General features: G+C 42.5%; 14 protein-coding genes. 5 read left to right on the top strand and 9 right to left on the bottom strand.

The features are described 5' to 3' along the window. Positions 1–4 precede the first annotated feature (4 nt). The 4 genes from COR50_RS15445 (at position 5) to COR50_RS15430 (ending at position 4,583) form a co-directional block, all read left to right on the top strand. Positions 5–1,243: a glycosyltransferase family 2 protein gene (locus COR50_RS15445; RefSeq protein ID WP_098194818.1), complete on the top strand. Its 1,239-nt coding sequence runs from the start codon at positions 5–7 to the stop codon at positions 1,241–1,243. A 283-nt stretch (positions 1,244–1,526) separates the two neighbouring features. Beyond that, on the top strand, positions 1,527–3,092 hold the full coding sequence (locus COR50_RS15440) for a bifunctional GNAT family N-acetyltransferase/carbon-nitrogen hydrolase family protein (RefSeq protein WP_098194817.1): 1,566 nt from the start codon (positions 1,527–1,529) through the stop codon (positions 3,090–3,092). Positions 3,093–3,145: 53 nt separating this feature from the next. Beyond that, positions 3,146–3,439 carry a thiamine-binding protein gene (locus COR50_RS15435; RefSeq protein WP_098194816.1) on the top strand — a complete coding sequence of 98 codons (294 nt, stop codon included), beginning with the start codon at positions 3,146–3,148 and terminating at the stop codon, positions 3,437–3,439. 457 nt (positions 3,440–3,896) lie between these two features. After that, complete coding sequence (locus COR50_RS15430) at positions 3,897–4,583, top strand: hypothetical protein (RefSeq protein WP_098194815.1); 687 nt, start codon at positions 3,897–3,899, stop codon at positions 4,581–4,583. An 862-nt stretch (positions 4,584–5,445) separates the two neighbouring features. Here the strand turns inward: COR50_RS15430 and COR50_RS15420 are convergent. The 9 genes from COR50_RS15420 to COR50_RS22690 form a co-directional block, all read right to left on the bottom strand. Then, the gene (locus COR50_RS15420) at positions 5,446–6,972 is read right to left on the bottom strand and encodes a sulfatase family protein (protein WP_232516182.1); all 1,527 of its coding nucleotides are present in this window, start codon (positions 6,970–6,972) and stop codon (positions 5,446–5,448) included. A 570-nt stretch (positions 6,973–7,542) separates the two neighbouring features. Then, complete coding sequence (locus COR50_RS15410) at positions 7,543–8,403, bottom strand: hypothetical protein (RefSeq protein WP_098194812.1); 861 nt, start codon at positions 8,401–8,403, stop codon at positions 7,543–7,545. 86 nt (positions 8,404–8,489) lie between these two features. Next, complete coding sequence (locus COR50_RS15405) at positions 8,490–9,938, bottom strand: hypothetical protein (protein ID WP_098194811.1); 1,449 nt, start codon at positions 9,936–9,938, stop codon at positions 8,490–8,492. 65 nt (positions 9,939–10,003) lie between these two features. After that, positions 10,004–13,228, bottom strand: a complete 3,225-nt coding sequence (locus tag COR50_RS15400; protein ID WP_098194810.1) for a TonB-dependent receptor — start codon at positions 13,226–13,228, stop codon at positions 10,004–10,006. A gap of 73 nt (positions 13,229–13,301) precedes the next feature. Continuing rightward, entirely contained in the window at positions 13,302–14,285 is a 984-nt protein-coding gene (locus COR50_RS15395) for a FecR family protein (RefSeq protein ID WP_098194809.1), read from the bottom strand. A 79-nt stretch (positions 14,286–14,364) separates the two neighbouring features. Beyond that, on the bottom strand, positions 14,365–14,991 hold the full coding sequence (locus tag COR50_RS15390; protein ID WP_098194808.1) for an RNA polymerase sigma factor: 627 nt from the start codon (positions 14,989–14,991) through the stop codon (positions 14,365–14,367). Positions 14,992–15,012: 21 nt separating this feature from the next. Next, positions 15,013–16,422, bottom strand: a complete 1,410-nt coding sequence (locus tag COR50_RS15385; protein ID WP_157760904.1) for a S41 family peptidase — start codon at positions 16,420–16,422, stop codon at positions 15,013–15,015. A gap of 137 nt (positions 16,423–16,559) precedes the next feature. Further along, complete coding sequence (locus COR50_RS15380; protein ID WP_098194806.1) at positions 16,560–17,813, bottom strand: YeiH family protein; 1,254 nt, start codon at positions 17,811–17,813, stop codon at positions 16,560–16,562. Between the two features lie 54 nt (positions 17,814–17,867). Beyond that, a complete protein-coding gene (locus COR50_RS22690) occupies positions 17,868–19,106 on the bottom strand; it encodes a nucleoside recognition domain-containing protein (RefSeq protein WP_098194805.1) in 1,239 nt (412 codons plus the stop codon). 594 nt (positions 19,107–19,700) lie between these two features. On the opposite strand from COR50_RS22690, the gene ychF reads away from it, so the two are divergent. Then, complete coding sequence (ychF, locus tag COR50_RS15365) at positions 19,701–20,804, top strand: redox-regulated ATPase YchF (RefSeq protein ID WP_098194803.1); 1,104 nt, start codon at positions 19,701–19,703, stop codon at positions 20,802–20,804. Positions 20,805–20,911 lie beyond the last annotated feature (107 nt).

Here is a 20,911-nt window from a genome sequence, read left to right as displayed (position 1 = left end):
AGTGATGGAGATCGTTGCAACTATATTCCGGGTTATTTGGATAGCGGTACAGGCTATTGTGGCCTTTTATGTACTTCTGCCTACAGCCCTCTTGATTATTTACGGTTTCAAGAAATTGTTCCGGTGGAGCAGCGCACCGATATTAAATGCTTACAGCAAAAAAGACGCTACTAACTTTGCGGCTATCATAGCAGCGCACAGCGATTTCACACTGGTGCCACCATTGGTAGATTCTTTACTAAAACAGCAGTATAGTAAATTTAAAGTATACATTGTTGCTGACAATATTAAAGATCCGCAATTACCGGTACAAGATCCGAGAATCAAGCTGATCGTACCGGAAATCCCATTCAACGATAAAACAAAATCCATCAAGGAAGCGATCAGCCAATTTGATGAGGAACATGATGCTTTTATCATCTTCGATTCGGACAACCTGGTACATCCTGGCTACCTGGCCGAGTTGGATAAATACTTCCAACACGGTTACCGCGCCGTTCAAACACATATGCTTCCCAAAAATACGGACACCCTATATGCCAAAATGGATGCTTCCGGCAACCATTACTGCAATTTCGTAGATCGTTTGATGCATATGGAACTCGGCGTTTCTTCCTGCATCTGGGGATTAGGTATCGCGGTAGAAACAAAGCTTTACAAGCAAATTCTATTTGATGGCTATAAAAAGTCATTCGAAAACCTGGGCGGTTTTGACAAGAAGATGCAAGCGGCAATGGTTAGCAGCATCCCGTTATTAGCTTACGCGCCGGCTGCCATCGTTTACGATGAAAAAATACAGGACGGCAGCAAATTACAAAAACAAAGAACCCGTTGGATACATGCCTATTTTGCTTCGATCAAAGATGGCTTGCAGGTGGTGTGGACAGGTATCAAGAAGTTCAGGCCGGGCTTGGTGTTTTTTGGTGTCAACCTGTTAAGGCCACCATTATTTATGTTGCTGGGAGCAGCAGGTTTGCTGATGTTGTTCAACATCTGGTATAGTCCGGTAATGGCATTCGCATGGTTGGCAGCCATCCTTACGTTTGTAATCACATTTTTCAGTATCGTGATGGTAATGAGCAAGGATGCCGGCATTTTTAAGGCCATGTTCCATTTACCTTTCTTCGTGTTACGTCAAGTGAAAGCATTATTAAAAATAAATGATGCCAGCAAGGGCTTCCTCAGAACTTCCAATACGAAGGTGGTATATATCGAGGAAGTACTCGGAGCGGCAAAAGATTAACGCCCTGGTTGGAGGTGTGTGTGTCTCGGATAGAGGAATCCTTCTCCATGGTGCTTGATTAGCTTGTCCTAATCTTTAAACAAATACCCTCTGCAATTCAGGCAGGGGGTATTTTTTATTCACCCTTTACAGGGCTAATGATCAACCCGGTATTTCCTTTCCTTCAATTACAGGAATATTTTATGAGGGAAAGCTTAAATTTATGTAAAGCAATTACTTAAAGCAATTTCTGTAACTTTTAGGCTCGAATATTGTTACATTCTATGTATTAAAATAGTTATATATGGCGGATACAATTGAAATTAGGAATTTAACAGCAGAAGATTATTTCGATTTGAAAGAATCCATGCTGAGCGCTTACAGCGATATGCAAGGAAGCTACTGGAGAGAGCCTACCATCCGCCGCTTGATCTCACTGTTCCCGGAAGGGCAGATCGCGGTTGCCGTGAATGGAAAGGTAGTAGGTTGCGCATTGTCGATCATAGTGGACTATGATAAATTCGGTGATGATCATACATATGAAGAAATTACAGGTTATTATACTTTCAGCACGCACAACCCCAAAGGAAACGTACTGTACGGGATCGAGGTTTTCGTGCACCCCGAGTACAGGGGGATGCGATTGGCAAGACGTTTATATGACGCGAGGAAAGTGATATGCGAACAATTGAATCTCAGGGGCATCGTTGCCGGGGGCAGGATCCCCAATTACGACAAGTATTCTGATAAGCTAACACCGCGTGAATATATCGATAAAGTCCGCTACAAGGAGATCTATGACCCGACCTTAACATTCCAGATATCGAATGACTTCACGGTAAAAAAGATCTTGAGAAACTATCTACCGAGCGATGAAGCTTCACATGGCTTCGCAACTTTATTACAATGGTATAATATTTATTATGAAGATGATCGGGATACCATCAGGCTGAATAAATCGACCGTGAGGATCGGCCTCGTTCAACTACAAATGAGAACTTACCGGGGGGTAGATGAGCTGATGAAACAAGCCGAATATTTCGTAGATGCCGTGAGCGATTATGAATCCGATTTCTGCGTATTCCCCGAATTGTTCAATGCGCCGCTGATGATGGAGTTTAACCAACTCGACCAGGCCGGCGCGATGAGGGGATTGGCAAATTATACGGAAAGCATCCGCCAAAAATTCAGCGAGTTCGCCGTATCATATAATGTTAATATCATTACCGGGAGTATGCCTATCGTGATCGATGAACAGTTATACAATATTTCCTATCTATGTAGGCGCGACGGCACCTTCGACTTTTATAAAAAGATCCACCTAACACCAAATGAAGTTTCTGCCTGGGGAATGAAGGGCGGTGATGAGATTAAAGTGTTTGATACTGACTGCGGCAAGATCGGCATATTGATTTGTTACGATGTAGAATTTCCTGAATTGTCGCGGATACTGGCACACCAGGGCATGAAAATTTTGTTTGTACCATTCCTGACAGATACTCAAAACGGCTACAACAGGGTACGGTTTTGTGCGCAAGCAAGGGCCATTGAGAATGAATGTTATGTTGCCATTGCAGGATGCGTCGGTAATTTACCCAAGGTGAATAATATGGACTTGCAATATGCGCAATCATCCGTGTTTACACCTTCCGATTTTCAATTCCCGGTCAACGGCACCAAGGCAGATGCGACACCTAATACCGAGATGATCGTGATTGCCGATGTGGATCTAGTACTCTTAAAAGAATTGCATGCCTTCGGGAGCGTACAGAACCTAAAAGACCGCCGCACGGACTTGTACGAGATTGAAATCAAGAAAAAATCAGAACCTAAGCAAAGAGAATTGCCGAACGAATGGAGCGAAGGATAATACCCCGAAGCAAATATTCTTAACTTGCCCAACCAAACAGAAACATTATTATCATGAAACATCAAGTGAATATTGCCTTACAGATCGTGCCGCAAGTTCCTTCCGAAAAAGTGTATGAAACGGTAGACAAGGCTATTGCAGTGATCCATAATTCCGGTTACAAGTACCGTGTTTGCCCATTCGAAACCGTGATGGAAGGGCCTTATGACGAGTTGATGGAAGTTGTAAAAAAAGCACAGGAAGTTTGCTTGGAAGCAGGCGCTTCCCAATTATTGGTATATATAAAAGTTCAAGTGAAGGCCGATGCTGATGTTTATATTGAGGATAAAACAGCGAAATACGATTAAGTAAATCCCGCTAATTAAAACATTTCCGAAAGCTGCCCGGGAATATCATTGGGCAGCTTTCGGCTTTTGGAAAACACGGGATTATTATTATATTTAGACATTGTTGTCCAACTAAAATAGCATTAAATTTACTTGGATTCCTTAGCTGGTCAAGGACAAAAGCGAAGGATGATCTATTCAGCCCCGCCAACAAAACCGTGGAACGCCGCATAGTTAATAGCGAACGGTAGCTGGGTCATACAGTAGTACAAAAGCTGGATCGAGCGATCAAATTGGCGGCCGTGATGGCCAATTTGTGCCCTTTTTTGGTACCTTTTTTGGGCAAGCAAAAAAGTACAAGAAACGAGCAGATGAACATTGAATCGAACTTTTGAGGTGATGATAATTTTTTCGTTGAAAATTTAGTCGGACAATAATGATATTTAGAGTACAAATAGACATCCCAAATACCAAATAAATGGAACAACATCTTTACACTTTAAAGATCCCCGAAAATTATACATATGAAAAGGTAATGGAAGAGCGGGCTACAGGTGGACGGTTCGTATTTTTCGTCTATAATTTTTCATTACCGCTGTTCAGAAGCATCCGTAGAATTTCTTCAATTCATTATATACCACCGGGCAAAACAGGCAAGGAGTTCAACTTCAAATACAACCTCCATAATTTAATTTTCGGTTGGTGGGGGCTACCATTCGGCCCGGCAGAAATGATCGATTCCATCAAATCTAACAAGGCAGGTATTGATATATCAAATGATATTTATGACAACCTGGATGAACAGAGTTTTAATAATAGGAGTATTGAAATCATCAAAATATCTGATGTTTTCAAACACCCCTCAAAAGATATAAATAATGAGCTAATGAAAGCTCTTAAAAATTACCAAAAGAAAGAATCAAAATTTCATGCCAATCCCTGGGTAGGACTTTATGTAAATACGGAACATCCTTTTTATATCATCGGCTTTGACCCAAAGGATATCCAACAACAAGAGATTATAAAAAAATATATTTACAAGAGATTTTATAAAAACATCGAGTTTCTATTTATTGACCTTGATTCTGATTTCGATGCCATAGAATCGGAAGCGGGGCTATCGGCTAAGTTAAAGCAGCAAGGGCTGGAACTTGCCCTGCTCTAATTTTGATGTTCAAAACCTGTGTTGGTTCAACATCCAAAATTCTTCCCGGTGCCAACTTCCTGGCTCGGCCTCAAAGACATTTTCTATGGTATCGAAAAAGAAATAGCGCGCAATACGAGTAGCATAAACTTCCATTTGTTGGATTCCTATGGTTGCCGAACACGATTTCCTTTCTGTTGAACGTTGTTCTTCACTGGAGTCCGAGCTTGGAAGCTCGAACTAGCGAGAATTGGCTCGAACTTCAAACAATCAGCTCCAATTTCCAACAATCGGCCAATTTCCTGGCTCGGCCTCAAAGACATTTTCTATGGTAACGAAAAAGAAATAGCGCGCAATACGAGTAGCATAAACTTCCATTTGTTGGATTCCTATGGTTGCCGAACACGATTTCCTTTCTGTTGAACGTTGTTCTTCACTGGAGTCCGAGCTTGGAAGCTCGAACTAGCGAGAATTGGCTCGAACTTCAAACAATCAGCTCCAATTTCCAACAATCGGCCAATTTCCTGGCTCGGCCCCAGAGACATTTTCTATTGCTTCGAAAAAGAAATAGCGCGCAATACGAGTAGCATAAACTTCCATTTGTTGGATTCCTGAGGTTGCCGAACACGATTTCCTTTCTGTTGAACGTTGTTCTTCCCTGGAGTCCGAGCTTGGAAGCTCGAACTAGCAAGAATTGGCTCCAACTTCAAACAATCAGCTCCAATTTCCAACAATCGGCCAATTTCCAAGAATCAGCAAACGTCTAAGAATCAGCTCGAACTTCCATGAATCGGCCTACTTCCATGGATCGGCCTACTTCCAAGAATCGGATCGAACTAGCAAGCACTTTTACTCAAAGGAAGATATCTCTTATCCTAAAGCATTAATGGCTATGTTTAATCGCCTCTAACTTTGCTTGCATCGCTTTAACACGATCCGGATATTTTTCCGCCAGGTTTACTTCTTCATGCACGTCTTTATCGATCCGGTATAATTGCGGTTGCGGATCATTTCCCAATTCAATTTTCACAGCTTCAGCAAATCTTCTACCTTTAGATGGACTGATATATTTCCAATTACCTTCTATTAAAGACAATGGGCCACCTTGCGTAACTAATTCAGGGCGATCTTTCTTCGAATTACCCAACAATTGAGCCAGCATATTTTTGCTATCCGGGGCATTTCCACCTGTTATATTTTGTCCGGTTAATGCAGCCAAGGAAGCATATAAATCAACTTGACCAATCAATGTACGAGATACCTTTGATTTTTTCATCTTCGCCGGCCATTTAACAATCATCGGTACCCTCGCACCCGCTTCGAATGCGCTGTATTTACCACCTCGTAGGGGGCCCGCGGGTTTATGGTTGCCTAACAATTCTTCTGCCTGGTCTAAATAACCATCATTCAAAACTGGGCCATTATCACTACTGAAGATGATCAGTGTATTATCATAAACATTTAATTCTTTTAATGCGGCGATTAATCGACCTACCGTATAATCCAATTGCAGAATGGCATCCCCACGCAATCCCATGCCGCTTTTACCGCGAAACTGGCTATGCGGGTACCTCGGTACGTGGATGTCCCCGGTTGCGAAATAGACAAAGAAAGGCTGATCTTTATTCGATTTCATGAACTGTATGGCTTTATCTGTAATGATACCTGCAATATCTTTATCCTTCCAGCGGGCGCTATTTCCACCGGTCATCCAACCGATCCTGCTGATGCTGTCCACGATTGTTTGATCGTGCCCTTGCCTGGGATCAGTACGCATCCTTAATAACTCCGGATTTTCTTTCCCGGTAGGATCATTGCCGACTTTATGTTTGTAGCTTACCGTGATCGGATCATTTGGATCTAAATGATCCACATGCCTGTTTTCCATGAACACGCAGGGAACGCGATCCAGCGTAGCGGGCATTATATATGCATAATCGAATCCTAATTCCAAAGGTCCCGGTTTTATCTCGGTGTTCCAATCCACCGTAGTGCCGGGCGCTCCTAAACCTAAGTGCCATTTGCCAATGGCAGCGGTTTTATAGCCGGCATCTTGCAACATGGCCGGCATCGTTTTCTTATCAGTCGGGATAATTAATGATGCATCGCCGGGCGCGACACCCGTATTTTTTTGTCGCCAGGGGTATTTTCCTGTAAGAATGCCGTAGCGGGAAGGGGTGCAGGTTGCCGATGTCGCGTATGCATTTGTAAACTTCACACCTTTATCGGTCAAGGCATCGATATTAGGAGTATGGATCCTATGCATACCGTAACAACTTACATCTCCGTAACCCAGGTCATCTGCATAAATAACAATGATATTAGGTTTTTCTTGAGCTATGGCGGCATTTAGCCCTATAAACATAAAGAGACAGCAATAAATGAATTGCTTGGTAATCCAATTTTTCATCCGTGTAATTTATGGTTTCAACCAAAATTAGGTTAGAACAAATATAAAAGCATTATAAGTGTAATTTATACCGTTAATCATAAAAAATAAAATTTTAGGGACTAGAAAGTCCCCAAGTATTTAGTTGTCGAATGAAAAATTTATACATCATGGGAATCAACCACTGTAAATACAGCGGTTGAGTTCGTGGAGAATGATGACTGTTAAGAGTCGATATCTACATTGGAATGATTCATTTTTATATTGTTGTCCGGCTAAAATTGCATTAAGTTTACCCGGACTCCTTACCTGGTCAAGGACATTGGCGAAGGATGACATTTTCAGCCCTGCCAAGAAAACCTTGGAACTTCGCACCGTTGATAGCGAAGCCATAGAGCAGCACAAAAGCTGGATCGCGATCAAATTAGCGGCCGTGATGCCAAATTTGTGCCCTTTTCTTGTACTTTTTGGGCAAGCAAAAAAATACAAGAGATGAGCAGGTAGACATTGAATTGAACTTTTGAGGCGATGATAATTTTTCTATTGAAAATTTAGCCGGACAATAATTTTTTTTTATTATTAGACATATAGTTACCATTTCTCACCGAACAGGAACTCGTCATTATAAAATGTTCCAACACCGTCGTATGTCACGGCATTTAATTTAAGTGTCATGAATTTATAATAGGCATAAAATTTATCGGTTGCGGACGGCAAGTTCCAAATTACGCCGTAGCAGCTAAATTCCGGGGAGTAATAGTCATTGAGCGCATTACCCTGTAATATTAACCCGCCGTCTTTAGCATCATATATATTGTAAAAATCCAACGAATTCATTTTGCTGTTATATCGATTATAATCATAAGTTATATAACCGCTAACATTACCCTTTAGGAGTTTTACTTTGCCGATAGTATCAAAGTGCATCTGTTCCAACTTTGAATAATCATAATCGAACCCGGTGGGGTCAGCGCTCACAAGTTCCACGTAAATAGAATCAGGAAATACATCCGCTTGGTATAAAAAGCGAACTTTTGTGAGGTTTGAATCCGGCGCTTCACCTTCACCGCTACCACCACCTTGGGAAGTTTGGATTATCAAGGGTTCATCTTCGCTTAACTGGATAATGGTAACAACATCTTTTGGTAATAATTGTAGGGTAGTATCTGCCAGTAATTTCCCGGTCGCCATATCAAATACTTCGAAATGTGGATTCGATTGTCTTATCACCGCAGTTGTCTTTACCAATTTAGATCCCCCGTAACTTAGGCTGTCTGTAATTAGCTCATCCTGTATAGTCACCTTGTAAACTGCCCCCGGGTTGGATGCATAATCTAATTTAACTGTCCATTCTGCATATTGAGGCGCCACCTCAATATCGCCTTCTTTCTGGCAAGCGCACATCGTGAGGAGGAGTGTAGTAATAGCAAATAATTGAATTGTATGCTTCATTTCTATTTTTTTATGAAGACCAGGTAGTAACTATAACTACCTGGTCATTATCAATAAATTCCTTTATACCCAACCGGGAATTTTAATTAAAAAGTGTATTGAAATACTTTGTTTACCCAGCATTCGGCTAACCAATATTTGTTTGCCGGTCCGTAAGCTCCGCCCCTGTAAGTAACTTGGTCGAAGAAGTTTACAGCGCTTTCACACTGGCGGCAAGTAACATCCAACAAACCTGTAAAGTCGGCCCCGATTAAAGCCGGTGGTGCAGATGGTCTTAAACCGTTCGTGAAATATGCGGATAAACCGAATGGTGTTGCAATACCCATAGCCGCTGTTGAAGCAGCACAAGTATTGGTAGGGCTCGGTGTCCAACCGGTGTTATAACAAGCTACACAACCGTTCGTGATGTTATCCAGGAATTGCGATTTCGTAGTATCCGAACATGCCAATGCCTTGGTATTGGTCAATGAACTATATACCGCCGAACCGTCTAAGTAAGTTGCCGTATTATATCCATAGATAACGCTGTTTCTTACAACCAAGCCAGAATTACGACGGAAGTGCATACCGTATTGAACATTCCCGGAACCGGTAGTACCGCAATTAGAGGTACCCACCAGGGTCATGTTAGAGATGATAGGCCTAGTACGTGGGTATACAGAAGCACCGGTAGCGTTGTTGTCTGATTCTATACCGTTTGAATTGCTGGAATAATCGATGTTTGGATCCAAGATACCTACTACGAATTGCAAGCGACCTTGGTAACCGAAGTCGAAATCAAATTGGTCATCGTTACAAGCTACGGACAACAGGTATTTCCCGCTAACAGTACCACCGAAGAACTCGAAACCGTCGTCAGCGCCATAATAAGCTTGAACGTGATTCAAAGTAGTACCGCTGCCGACACCGCCAAATGTAAATGCGTTCAACTCGTTATCCGGCGCGATGGAAGCACCTGCAAATTCAACACGCACATATTCCAGGATACCGGAATTATCGCATTTGTCGTTACCACCGAAATGGTAATCTACACCGCCGGGAACTGTTGGCGGGTTGATACCTTCAATGGCAGGGTTATTTTGATTAACGGGAGCTTTACCGAGAATCACGATGCCACCCCAATCACCGGGAACAGGGTTTGCTTCGTGGGAAGTAAAGATGATCGGGCAACATTCCAAACCCTGGGCATCGATTTTAGCGCCGCGGGTAATTACCAGTGCGGAAGCTGAATCAGGATTTGCTTTTTTCACCCCTTCGATCGTTGTACCGGGTTCGATATGCAGTGTAGCGCCATTTGTCACGTAGGTTTTACCATCCAGGATGTACAAGGTGTTACATTGCATGTTGTAGTCGCTGCTGATAATTTCAGGCAATACAACGGTATTTGTTACGGTACAACATTCTGATGGGGCAGGGGTACCGGCAGTCAATGCTTTCGGATCAGATTTTGTTTGTTCCTTTTTACAGGCAACAAATAGAGTAATCGCTAGGATACCTATGCAGGAAGCCAGGCTAACAATTGTTTTTCTTTGCATAGTTTTAGATTTAAAAAGGTTAAATACTTGGATTTGGGTATATTGGAAAATATTGGTTATGGATGTTAAAATTTGTATGTGATCGTTGCCGAATAAGTGCTACCCAAGCGGCTTTTATAAAGTGTCCAATCTGTATTTTTATCGTATCCCCCCGGGTTATTTTTATTAATGATGGGGCTGCCGTTTTCATCAAAATTCATGTTCTTATAAACAATGAAATACTGGTTTAATAAGTCACTTGCATTCAGCCTGATCTCCAATCGTTGCTTCAATAGTTTCGCGCTCACTTGCGCGTCTAATACGTCCCGTGGATTTTCATATTCATCGTTATATTCATCTACCCCGGCAATTTTAATCCTGCGACCAAAACGGTTATACACTAGGTTCAGACCAAAATAGCGGCCCAGGTAATTGATACCGCCATTAATTACATAGGGAGATAATCCCTGTAAAGGTCTATTCCTGGAAGGATTCGTCGCTACATTTGAATCCAGCTCAATGCCTTGTGCTTCTGCCGCCAACTTGTTAGGATCGTATGTTACATTTCCTTTAAACCAAGAAAAATTGCCGCTTAAGTATAGTTGCTGCAACCATTCGGCACGGGAATCGATAAAGCCCAATGACTTTCTAAAGTCTACTTCGAACCCACCGATCTTCGAATTTTCTAGGTTGAAGAAAAGTTGGGTATATTGGGCGGTGCCAGACGTGACATATGAAACCAGCTCAACCGGCTTGATAAACTTCTTATAAAACCCGCTTACCGATATAACTTCACCTGCGCCTGGATAATATTCAACCCTCAGGTCATAATTATCAGTGGTGGAGATTTCGAGCCCGCCATTACCGTTTAACATGGCCCTTTGGTAGATATCATAATAACGGAAGTATGAACGCTCCCTAAAATCTGGCCGGGCAATAGTTTGACTATATGCTGCCCGGATATTTACCTTCGGGGTTAAACTATATATTAAGCTAGCAGATGGTAACCATTTGGGTTCAGAGTAGCGGATAACACTATCTACCCAGCGGATGGGATTCGCAGGATCGCCGGTTGATAACCGGGTAGATGTATAAACATCCATCTGGGAATATTCCATTCGGGCGCCACCAATAAACCTAAGTTTATCAAATGGATTCAAATCCAGCAATAAGTAACCGGCATGTATATCCTGGCTTCCCGAATATTGATTAGCATTGGCACCGGCGCTCGCATAGGCGTACCTGTAATAAAGGTAATCGTTCGCGAAATTCTGTTGCCCGTATAATTCCTCTACCGGTTTTCCATAAAACATGCTATTGAAATTATCCGGTGCATTGGGCGATTTCATCGGTTTGATCGTAACCATCTTGAAGGTTGCATTCCTGAAAGTGCCCCAGTAGCCAACCTTCAGCTTTTGGTTCTTCTCATTCCATTTGAATGGAAACTCCAGGTTAAAGCCGATATTCTTCTTTTCCTCATTTAATCCGGTGCTGATTAAGCCACCGTTCGTCAAATAAGTATCCGTAATAAATGTAAGATAATCGAGCAGCGGCTTACCGGAGGTTTCATCTGTTCCCAATATAAGGGCCTTGGTGAGCCTATCATCCGGTTGATTCCTGTTCAATTTATTATAGTCGGCAAACCAATCGAGTTTAAGGCCGCCCTTATTTAGCAAATGTTCCCCTTCTAACCTTGATTGGTACAAGGTATTTTGTAAAATGTTGGCATAGGTTTCCCTGGCATGGTCGTTACCTCCACCACCGAGGATAAAATATTGTTGTTCTATGTAATTATTTGTAAACCTCCTGTTATATAAATTCCGCCAGGTAATCTTACTGGACTTACCTTGCCAAGATAGGGAAGCCAGTCCTCCCAAAGATGTGATGAACTTGTAAATATTATTCTTCCCGGGTTCAAATGTTTCCACGGCCCGCGTGATACCTTCGATGTTTTCGATCTCTTCATCGTGGCGGTACATACCTGAAATAACTAGACCGATGGAATTGCTGTTTTTTAAGCGGAATGAATGGCCTAATGACAATTGATAGTTTTGGTTGGGCTTAGCAGTAAAGTTATAGGTTGACCAGCGTGCTGGAATATTTTTATTAATTTCTGCCATCGCTGGATAATCTTGTAAATACACCTGGTTATACTCATTTGTTTTCCAAGATTTATTTAACCAATCCCGCTCGCTACCGCCACCGAAAAAATCGGCATTATAACGGGCATTACTTTTAAACTCCTTTCCCGTGCTATTATTATTAAAGCCCATGCCGGCCGTTATTTGCAAGAAATTTTCATGCGGTACATCGATGGTATTCACCTGTACAAGGCCACCCGAGAACTCGCCCGGAAGGTCGGGGGTAAACGTTTTATTTACTACGACATTATCAATTAGGTTAGATGGTATGATATCGAAATTAAAGTTCCTCCGGTTCGGTTCCGTACTGGGAAGGATAGAGCCGTTTAGCTGTACATTATTATAACGTTCACTCATTCCCCTTACCGTAACAAACTTGTTATCCTGCACCGTTAAGCCGCTAACGCGCTTAAGCACCTGCGCCACGTTATTATCCGGCGTTCTGCGGATTTGTTCCGCGCTGATACCATCGCTGATCGCGGGACTATTTTTCTGTTTCACGTAAAGGGCTGCAATACTTTCGCGGCGCATGTTCGCAACCACTTCCACACCTTTTAATGTTCCTTTCTGCGCACTCATTGTCAGGTTCAGTTCCTGTGTTCTCCCGGCAATGATGGCCACATCTTTTACTTGCTTGGTTGTATAACCGATATAAGAGATTTCAAGGGTGTAAGATCCTTGCGGGAGTGACAAAGTATAAAAACCTTTTACATCCGTGGTAGTTCCGTGCTGACCGATTCTCAGGGTAGCGCCGATGATAGGTTCCGCGCTATGGGCATCTAACAACTGCCCTGCAAGTTTCCCTTCTTGCTGCTGCTGGGTTTTCCCGGTAGCAGTTAAGATAACGATCACACCGTTCACTTCCTTGAAGCGGAGGGGTAAGCCGCTCAAGGTATAATCCAGCACTTTCATTAGCGGTTCATTCTTATAAACCCCGGCAGACGCTTTCCAAGAGGCTACATCTTTTTCTTCGAAGGCGATCGTGATGCCGCTTATTTGTTGTAAAGTTTTTAACCGTTGTCCCAAAGATTCATCCTGTAAACTAGCAGTAATCGTCTTAGTTTTCGGTGATTGAGCCAGTACTCCAAATTGGAAACACAGCAAGATGCATACAGTCAGAAAAGCAATCTTTTTTTGCCAGGCATAGCAATAGTGTACCTGTTTTCTCATACGTTACAGACATTAATTTTGTTGAATAATTTACCATCAACCGATGGACAGTATAGAAGCCGCGAGGGCAGGTTTATTGGATGATGATCAATTTATCATCGTAAGTTTTATAAGTTGTTTGATAGATAGCGCAAATGGCGTCCAGCACTTGTGAACACGGAACCTGGCCCTGGAAAGTAGCAGTAAAAGACGCCTTTATGATTTTCGGGTTACCCGTTTTCAATTCGACACCGTAGCGCAAGAGCATCCGTAATTTCAGCTCTTGGAAATCGGCCCCTTCCAAAACGAAATAACCGTTCCACCAAGCGACATTATTGATGGGCATGCCCGATTTGGTTACTTGGTGTTTACCGGAAACGGAATCGTATACCAAGGACATATTGCGGGAAAGTGTATCCAATATTTCATTGCCATGCATCAACCTTACTTTCCCGCTGATGACTGTAACCTTAGTCTGGGCTAACTTGTTATATGCATTTATATTAAAGGATGTTCCTAATACTTCCGTGGCGATCGAGTTGCTGTAAACAACAAATGGCCGGTTCTCATCTTTCGCAACTTCAAAATATGCCTCGCCATCATCTAACCATATCTCGCGTTTATCATCATTTACAAAAGCCCCGGCAGATAAATGCATCGAACTACCATTGTTTAGCCAAACATTCGAACCATCGGGTAGAGCAAACTTTTTCCGTACACCTACGCCGGCTTGGTAAGATTGCATATCATCATAAATGCTCGTATCCGCGGCAATTGGAGATACCCATTTCCAAGTTGTGAAACAAGCTCCTAAAACAAGTATCGCCGCGACTGACTTCCAAACAATAGGAATGAGTAAACCTTTCCCGGTATTGCTTTTCCGGGAAGGAGAAAAGTTTAATGAACCGGTAAGCTGCTGCCATGCTTTACGTTTTTCTCTCTTGATCCAATGATCTGTTATCCAGCTAGGCTTGGTAAACCCACCGCTTACATCGTACCATTTATCCACCAACTGCTTTTCCTGTGCAGAGGCTTCGCCATCACGGTAACGTTTAAATATGTTCTTGAAAAATTCCATTTTCTAAAGACTTCTATATTAATTACTGCCTAAATAGAGAAACGGTACTTTCAAAACAGGTTAACGAATTGTTACCAAACTAAAATCCCAAGATGGAACAACCGATAATGATAAATGCAGTATCTGCATGGGATGCCGGGAGGTGCCGGTAGTAGTGACTAACCCTTGTTTTTAAACGTTTTAAAGCTTGGCTAAGTAAGTTTTTTACAGTTTGTTCTGATAAGGAAAGCTGTATTGCAATTTCTGGGATAGAATAATTATAGCTTCTACTTAGTAGGATAACTTTTTTCATATTCTGCGGCATCCCTGAAATTTCTTCCTGGATAGCGGCATCGAGCTCCTTGGTAATTAGACCTTCAAAAACGGAAGATTCTTGCAAACTCACAAATTGTTGGAATACATTTTTGCGAACTTCCATCTTGGAATCCCTGCTAATCGTATCTATAATAGCGTATTTCAACAAGGTAAATAAATATCCTTCCAGGGAGCCATCTTCATTTGTATGCAAAGCATGCCTTTTCTCCCAAACGGTTTTCATGATTTCCTGCACGATGTCTTGCACATCTGGAACCTGCCCTAAACGCTTGGCTGCCGCAACACAAAGTGGTTCCCAATAACGGTTGAACAACCGCGCAAAAGCTGGCTCATCATCAAGTTTCATGGAATCCAACAGTTCTTGATCCGTAATAAAAGCAGCTACTTTCATGAAAAGACATTTGGTTTGGAATTAATTCGTTCCCGGTTTTGGAATTAGTAGCACGGAGCTTTCCTGCGCTAACTTCGCTGAAGATTCAAACAACGTACGCGTGTGCCATTTGCCTGCACCGACTTTTTTCAACTCCGTTGCCGGCCAAGGAAATTGGCTCCCGTAAATCAACTGTAAAGCTTTCAATAACAAGGGGTCATCTTCTGAATCCAATGCTGCTAAAGGCAATTTACTCAACTCGTTAACGGTATATGTTGGCGCTATCCCCTGGTCGTAAGCCCCTTGCATCCGGGCATTTAGTAATTTATATACCGTGGGCTGCATTTGCCAATGATCTTGCAAGTCATTATCCACATCTTTTATCAAGAATGAAGCTTCATCTTTCCCCTCGGTAGTACTACCGATCTGGACTACCTGTAAATAAGGCTTTAGGTTGTTTATTAATAATTCGGAAGCCGATACGGTGCCCCCGGTAGTGAGTATGAATACACGTTGTAGTTTTAAACTGTAGGGCGCTAACTGGCTATATTGCTTTCCCAGGTTGTTGGAAGAAGTTGACAAAACATCATTTAATTTTTGGGGATGCGTCCCTTCATACTTGTTGCCTGCATAAACGGCGAAAACATCCTGCCCTTGTAACTCTCCCGTGATGAGAGTTGCCAGTTTCGCAGCTGTTGCCACGCTGCCGCCGGCATTATACCTGAGATCTAAGATCAGTTCATTGGCGCCCGCTTCCTTGAGCTTGCTGAAAGCATTGATCAGTAAGCCATCATAATTTTCATCGAAAGAAGTATAATATAGATAACCCGTTGTTTTTGCATTCCCCTTAAAAATTCTCGTGAAACGTATGGCATCCGCTCCTGCATATCCCCGGTTGAGCTGAATAGCCGGTAATGTATCTATGGGATCCGACAATTGCACGGGCAGCAGCTCCAGGGTATTTAAATCATTATCGTTTAAAATCTTGTTTACCTGCGTAATATTTGCCTGGTTAATAGCGATCCCGTTTACCGCGATGAAACAATCTCCCCGTTTCAAACCCTTGGCATTTGCCGCACCTGAAGGATTAACATCGGTGATCACAGCGAGGTATTCACCATTCAGTTCATCTAATGAAACGATGGCATAATGAAACCCGTAAATGAAAAAGCTGTTAGATTTAGGAGCATGATTGGAGCGGTTGCTGATCCAGGAGAAACGATCTTTCGGAGATAATAACTGTTCGAAATAAGCTACCGGTTCCAAATTCGGATCAACATGCTTTGTAATTTCATCGGACCAATAATAGTACCTGTGCAGGCTATCGAGAATCCACCGGTTTACATTTCCCCGGAGATTATCGGGGAAGGGATCGGGCTGCTGGTCTTTAGAACAACCTAAAAAGAGTAGGAGGCAGCCGAGGAACAAACGATATTGGATGTTAATTTTCAAGGACGACTCGATTTCCCGGTAAATTTTAGCAAGAATTTCGGGTTTACCAATTCTTGCGCGTTAATTCTATATTAAACACTGGTATGGACGATTGTATCAAGGGATAAGCTGAATCCATCTTACCCCTTGATAATTAATTATTTGAATATCAAATATGCCATGATCAATGTAAAGAAAATATTGAACACTTGGGCTATGATAAAAGCCATGGCAGGGCGCCCGTTTTCCATTTTAAATATATCGGTAAACTTGGTTTCCAGCCCGATGCAGGCAAATGCCAACGCGAAGAAACAAGTTTGCAAATCCTTGATCGGCGCTTTCGCAGCTTTGGCAACATCCGGGTTTAACAGGAAAGAGAACACCAGGGATGCCAATACAAACCCTAGTACAAACTTGGGAAACCGTTGCCAGATACTTGCCAAACCGGGCCTTTCTTGTATATCTTTTCCTGGACCATTTTTGCGGTAAGTCCAATAAACGGAAATAAAAAATGCTGCAATGCCCAATAATACATTCTGTGAGAACTTAACCAGCGTAGCATATTTCAACGCTTCATCGCCTAAAATCGTACCGGCGGCCACTACTGCCCCGGAAGTATCGATAGTACCACCCAGCCAGGCGCCTGCAACCGCTTCGCTCAAACCCAGGGCATTGGCGATCATTGGCATAAACAGCATCATCGGTATCGCGATAATCAATACCAAGGATATAACATGAGAAAGTTTTTTGTTGTCGCCTTCAATAGCACCGGAAGTTGCGATGGCAGCAGATACACCGCAAATACTAACGGCGCTTGAGATCATCATTTTAAACTCATCATCTAATTTAAACTTCTTACATACCCAGAAAGCAAAATACCAAACGGTAAATACCACGACCACGGATTGCAAAATTCCCAGGGCGCCACCTTTTAATATATCATGGAAGATGATACCGGCGCCGAGTAATACCAAACCCGTTTTGATGAAGAACTCCGTTTGAATCGCCGGTTTTACCCAGGATGGTATCCCGGTAACATTGCTCAGGAATAAACCGATTAACAGGCTGAATAATACAATCTCGATACCGAGATTCTTTACGGCATGGTTACTCGTGATAAATTGTGCCAACATCGAAATCAACATCACCACTACCATACCGGGGATTACTGAAAATGGACGCTCTTGCTTATTTAAAAATTTATATAAGATGAGCGCCAATGTAGCCCAGGCAAATAAAACAAGCGTATGCAAATAATTACCTCCCTTACCCAATTCCTGCACAAAAGTTTGGGTGTCGTACCATGAATACCTCGGCATCTGTGGACCATAAAACGTAATGATAATAAACATACTGAGGAATGCGACAATAACCGCAATCCAATCTTCATGCAAAGCTTTCTTTACTAGCATAGGACAGAATATAGATAACGCGTGAATAGATAGATAGTTCGTATAGATATTTAACTAATGATAAAACGCATACGCGATCAGGATGGCCGCGATAATACCGATAAAATCGGCAATCAAACCACAGGCCAGGGCGTGCCTGGTTTTCTTGATCCCAACGGAACCGAAATATACGGCCAATACGTAGAAAGTTGTTTCGGTAGAACCCTGCATGATACTCGCTAATCGTCCCACGAAAGAATCCGGGCCATACAAGGGGTTATTGAAGATGTCTACCATTAAACCCCGCGCACCACTACCGCTTACAATTTTCATCAACCCAACCGGCAACGCGGGCACAAAATCGGTATTGAAGCCCATAGCAGCAAATAAACTGCCGATACTGTTGTTGATAAAGTCCATGCAACCCGTAGTGCGGAATGCGCTGATACCGACAAGGATCGCCACCAGGTAAGGTATAATCATAACGGATACTTGGAAGCCTTCTTTTGCACCCTCGATAAAAACTTCGTAAACGGAAATTTTCTTTATAAATCCTTGTACCAGGAACATCACGATAATAGCGAAAATGATTCCACCACCGATCAGCCCTGTATAGGTAGCCATCTGTTGCGGCGGCATATCTTTCATCCAGTAAAACAAGCCTGAAGTTAAACCGCCGAAGCCCAATAGGAAAACAAGGATTGCAGGTTTGAAAAGGTTAATTTTTTGATACATGGCAACAGCAATCATCCCGGAAACGAAAGAGATAAAGGTACCCAAAAGGGTAGGTACGAATATTTCCGCCGGTTGGCTCGAACCGCTTGCCAAACGTAACGCGATAACAGAAGTAGGTATAATAGACAAACCCGCGGTATTCAACACCAAGAACATGATCTGTGCATTGGATGCCGTATCGCTCGATGGATTGAGATCTTGCAATTCTTTCATAGCCTTTAAGCCCAAGGGAGTCGCGGCATTATCCAAACCCAAGGCATTAGCACTAAAGTTCATAAAAACGGAACCTAGCGCCGGGTGATTTTTAGGAACACCGGGAAATAATTTTGAGAAAAACGGGTTGACTAACCTCGAAAATAAGGAAATCGCACCGGCCTTTTCACCCACCTTCATAATACCCAACCAAAAAGTCATGATGCCAACTAAACCGATGGATATCTCCGCCCCGGCCTTCGCACTTTCAAACATCCCGTTGGTAACCTGGCTAAATACTTCCAAGTCATTTAAGAAGATCAGTTTATATAGTCCAACTATAAAAGCAATGACGAAAAACGCTAGCCAAACAATATTTAATGCCATACAAGTTGATTGTTCTAATAAGTGTTAAGGTTTGCTTGGCCGACAAAATAAGAAAATATCCAGTATGATGTAAAGAATTGATCTAAATGGAAATATGAATGGATAAAAGAATTACGGCGCAATAAAAAACTCCTGGTGCGGATGCATGTCTTTGAACCTTCATTTTCCGGGAATACCTTGGGCTGGCGCGAGCTTCCTAGCCCGTGCCTTTCGCACCGTTCTACTGCATGGGAATCAAACGGGAATTGGAGAATACCCAAGCCGAATACCTGCCCTTTGAACCTTCGTTTACCAACAAATCGCAAGTTCATTGTTGATACGAACATGGAAGCTCACGCCAGCGGAGGTTAAGACGAATGCTCTAAGGTTATTGCATGCAAGTATTATAAAACATATAATTTAATAATATAATAACCCGTAATTGTAAGTTTACCAAATGCGCGGAAGTGGGGATTCTGAATGTTCAGAAAACAGTTTCTATTCTTGGTTGAAACACTTGTTCAATTAAAATAGCTTATATATAACATTTGAATTTAACAAGATAAACTGGTCATTTTGGATTAAAAGGCTATCTTTGCGCAAATTTTTGAAAACATGGCGTTACAAGCAGGTATCGTTGGTTTGCCGAATGTAGGTAAATCAACTTTATTCAATGCAGTAAGTAATAGTGCGAAAGCGCAAGCAAGCAACTACCGCTTCTGTACGATAGAACCAAATGTAGGATTAGTAGACGTTCCCGATGAACGATTAGATAAATTGGCCGAATTGGTGCAACCTAATAGGGTAGTACCGACTACCATAGAGTTTGTGGATATAGCAGGCTTAGTAAAGGGTGCAAGCAAGGGAGAAGGCCTCGGTAATAAGTTTTTGGCTAATATCCGCGAAGTAGATGCCATCGTGCATGTAATCCGTTGCTTCGAAGATGAAAATATCCTCCGTGAAGAAGGGGAGATTAATCCCGTTGGAGATAAAGAAATTATCGATACTGAATTGCAGTTGAAGGATTTGGAAAGCGTGGAAAAGAAATTAGCCCGTATTGAGAAGATGGCGCGCACCGGTGGCGATCCTAAAGCTAAAAGGGAGCTGGAAGTTTTATTAGAATGTAAAGATCACCTCGAAAAGGGTTTGAATATCCGTGCACTCGATATTGCCAAGGAAGATCGTGGCGCGATAGCCGATTTATTCCTGCTTACCGAGAAGCCTGTTTTGTATGTAGCCAATGTTGATGAGGCTTCAATCTTAACTGGCAACAAATACTCTGAAATACTAAAGGCTGCCGTTCAATCCGAAGGCGCAGAAGTAATTGTAATGAACAATTCCATCGAAGCGCAGATCTCAGAAATGGAAGATCCCGATGATAAGGAGCTGTTCCTTTCTGAATACAGTTTGACTGAACCGGGTTTGAACAGGTTGATCCGCTCTACTTACAAATTGTTACAACTCATCACTTACTTCACCGCTGGCGTACAGGAAGTTCGGGCTTGGACGATCCAAAACGGATGGAAAGCGCCGCAAGCTGCCAGTGTGATTCATACCGACTTTGAAAAAGGATTCATTAAGGCCGAAGTAATTTCTTACGATGATTACGTGAAATTCGGTTCTGAAACCGCCGCCCGCGAAAACGGTCGCTTCAGGATAGAAGGAAAGGAATACGTGGTGAGCGATGGCGACGTGATGCACTTCCGTTTCAACGTATAATCTATCATTTAGATAAAAGATACTTCACTAGTTGAAGGTTACAACAAATCGAAGGCCCGGGTGTAAAGCCGGGCCTTCACTATATATGGCAAGATCTGTTTTGGATG

The organism is Chitinophaga caeni (genome assembly GCF_002557795.1).
GTDB lineage: Bacteria > Bacteroidota > Bacteroidia > Chitinophagales > Chitinophagaceae > Chitinophaga > Chitinophaga caeni.
Note: the sequence above shows the minus strand (reverse complement) of the source record. Positions and strands in the feature narration are given on the sequence as shown.

What these genes read in the sequence shown, in the direction of transcription:
- COR50_RS15420 (WP_232516182.1), bottom strand. Translation starts at nt 6,972, where the DNA reads ATGAAAAATTGGATTACCAAGCAATTCATTTATTGCTGTCTCTTTATG.
- COR50_RS15445 (WP_098194818.1), top strand. Translation starts at nt 5, where the DNA reads ATGGAGATCGTTGCAACTATATTCCGGGTTATTTGGATAGCGGTACAG.
- ychF (WP_098194803.1), top strand. Translation starts at nt 19,701, where the DNA reads ATGGCGTTACAAGCAGGTATCGTTGGTTTGCCGAATGTAGGTAAATCA.
- COR50_RS15405 (WP_098194811.1), bottom strand. Translation starts at nt 9,938, where the DNA reads ATGCAAAGAAAAACAATTGTTAGCCTGGCTTCCTGCATAGGTATCCTA.
- COR50_RS15390 (WP_098194808.1), bottom strand. Translation starts at nt 14,991, where the DNA reads ATGAAAGTAGCTGCTTTTATTACGGATCAAGAACTGTTGGATTCCATG.
- COR50_RS22690 (WP_098194805.1), bottom strand. Translation starts at nt 19,106, where the DNA reads ATGGCATTAAATATTGTTTGGCTAGCGTTTTTCGTCATTGCTTTTATA.
- COR50_RS15410 (WP_098194812.1), bottom strand. Translation starts at nt 8,403, where the DNA reads ATGAAGCATACAATTCAATTATTTGCTATTACTACACTCCTCCTCACG.
- COR50_RS15435 (WP_098194816.1), top strand. Translation starts at nt 3,146, where the DNA reads ATGAAACATCAAGTGAATATTGCCTTACAGATCGTGCCGCAAGTTCCT.
- COR50_RS15395 (WP_098194809.1), bottom strand. Translation starts at nt 14,285, where the DNA reads ATGGAATTTTTCAAGAACATATTTAAACGTTACCGTGATGGCGAAGCC.
- COR50_RS15440 (WP_098194817.1), top strand. Translation starts at nt 1,527, where the DNA reads ATGGCGGATACAATTGAAATTAGGAATTTAACAGCAGAAGATTATTTC.
- COR50_RS15380 (WP_098194806.1), bottom strand. Translation starts at nt 17,813, where the DNA reads ATGCTAGTAAAGAAAGCTTTGCATGAAGATTGGATTGCGGTTATTGTC.
- COR50_RS15430 (WP_098194815.1), top strand. Translation starts at nt 3,897, where the DNA reads ATGGAACAACATCTTTACACTTTAAAGATCCCCGAAAATTATACATAT.
- COR50_RS15400 (WP_098194810.1), bottom strand. Translation starts at nt 13,228, where the DNA reads ATGAGAAAACAGGTACACTATTGCTATGCCTGGCAAAAAAAGATTGCT.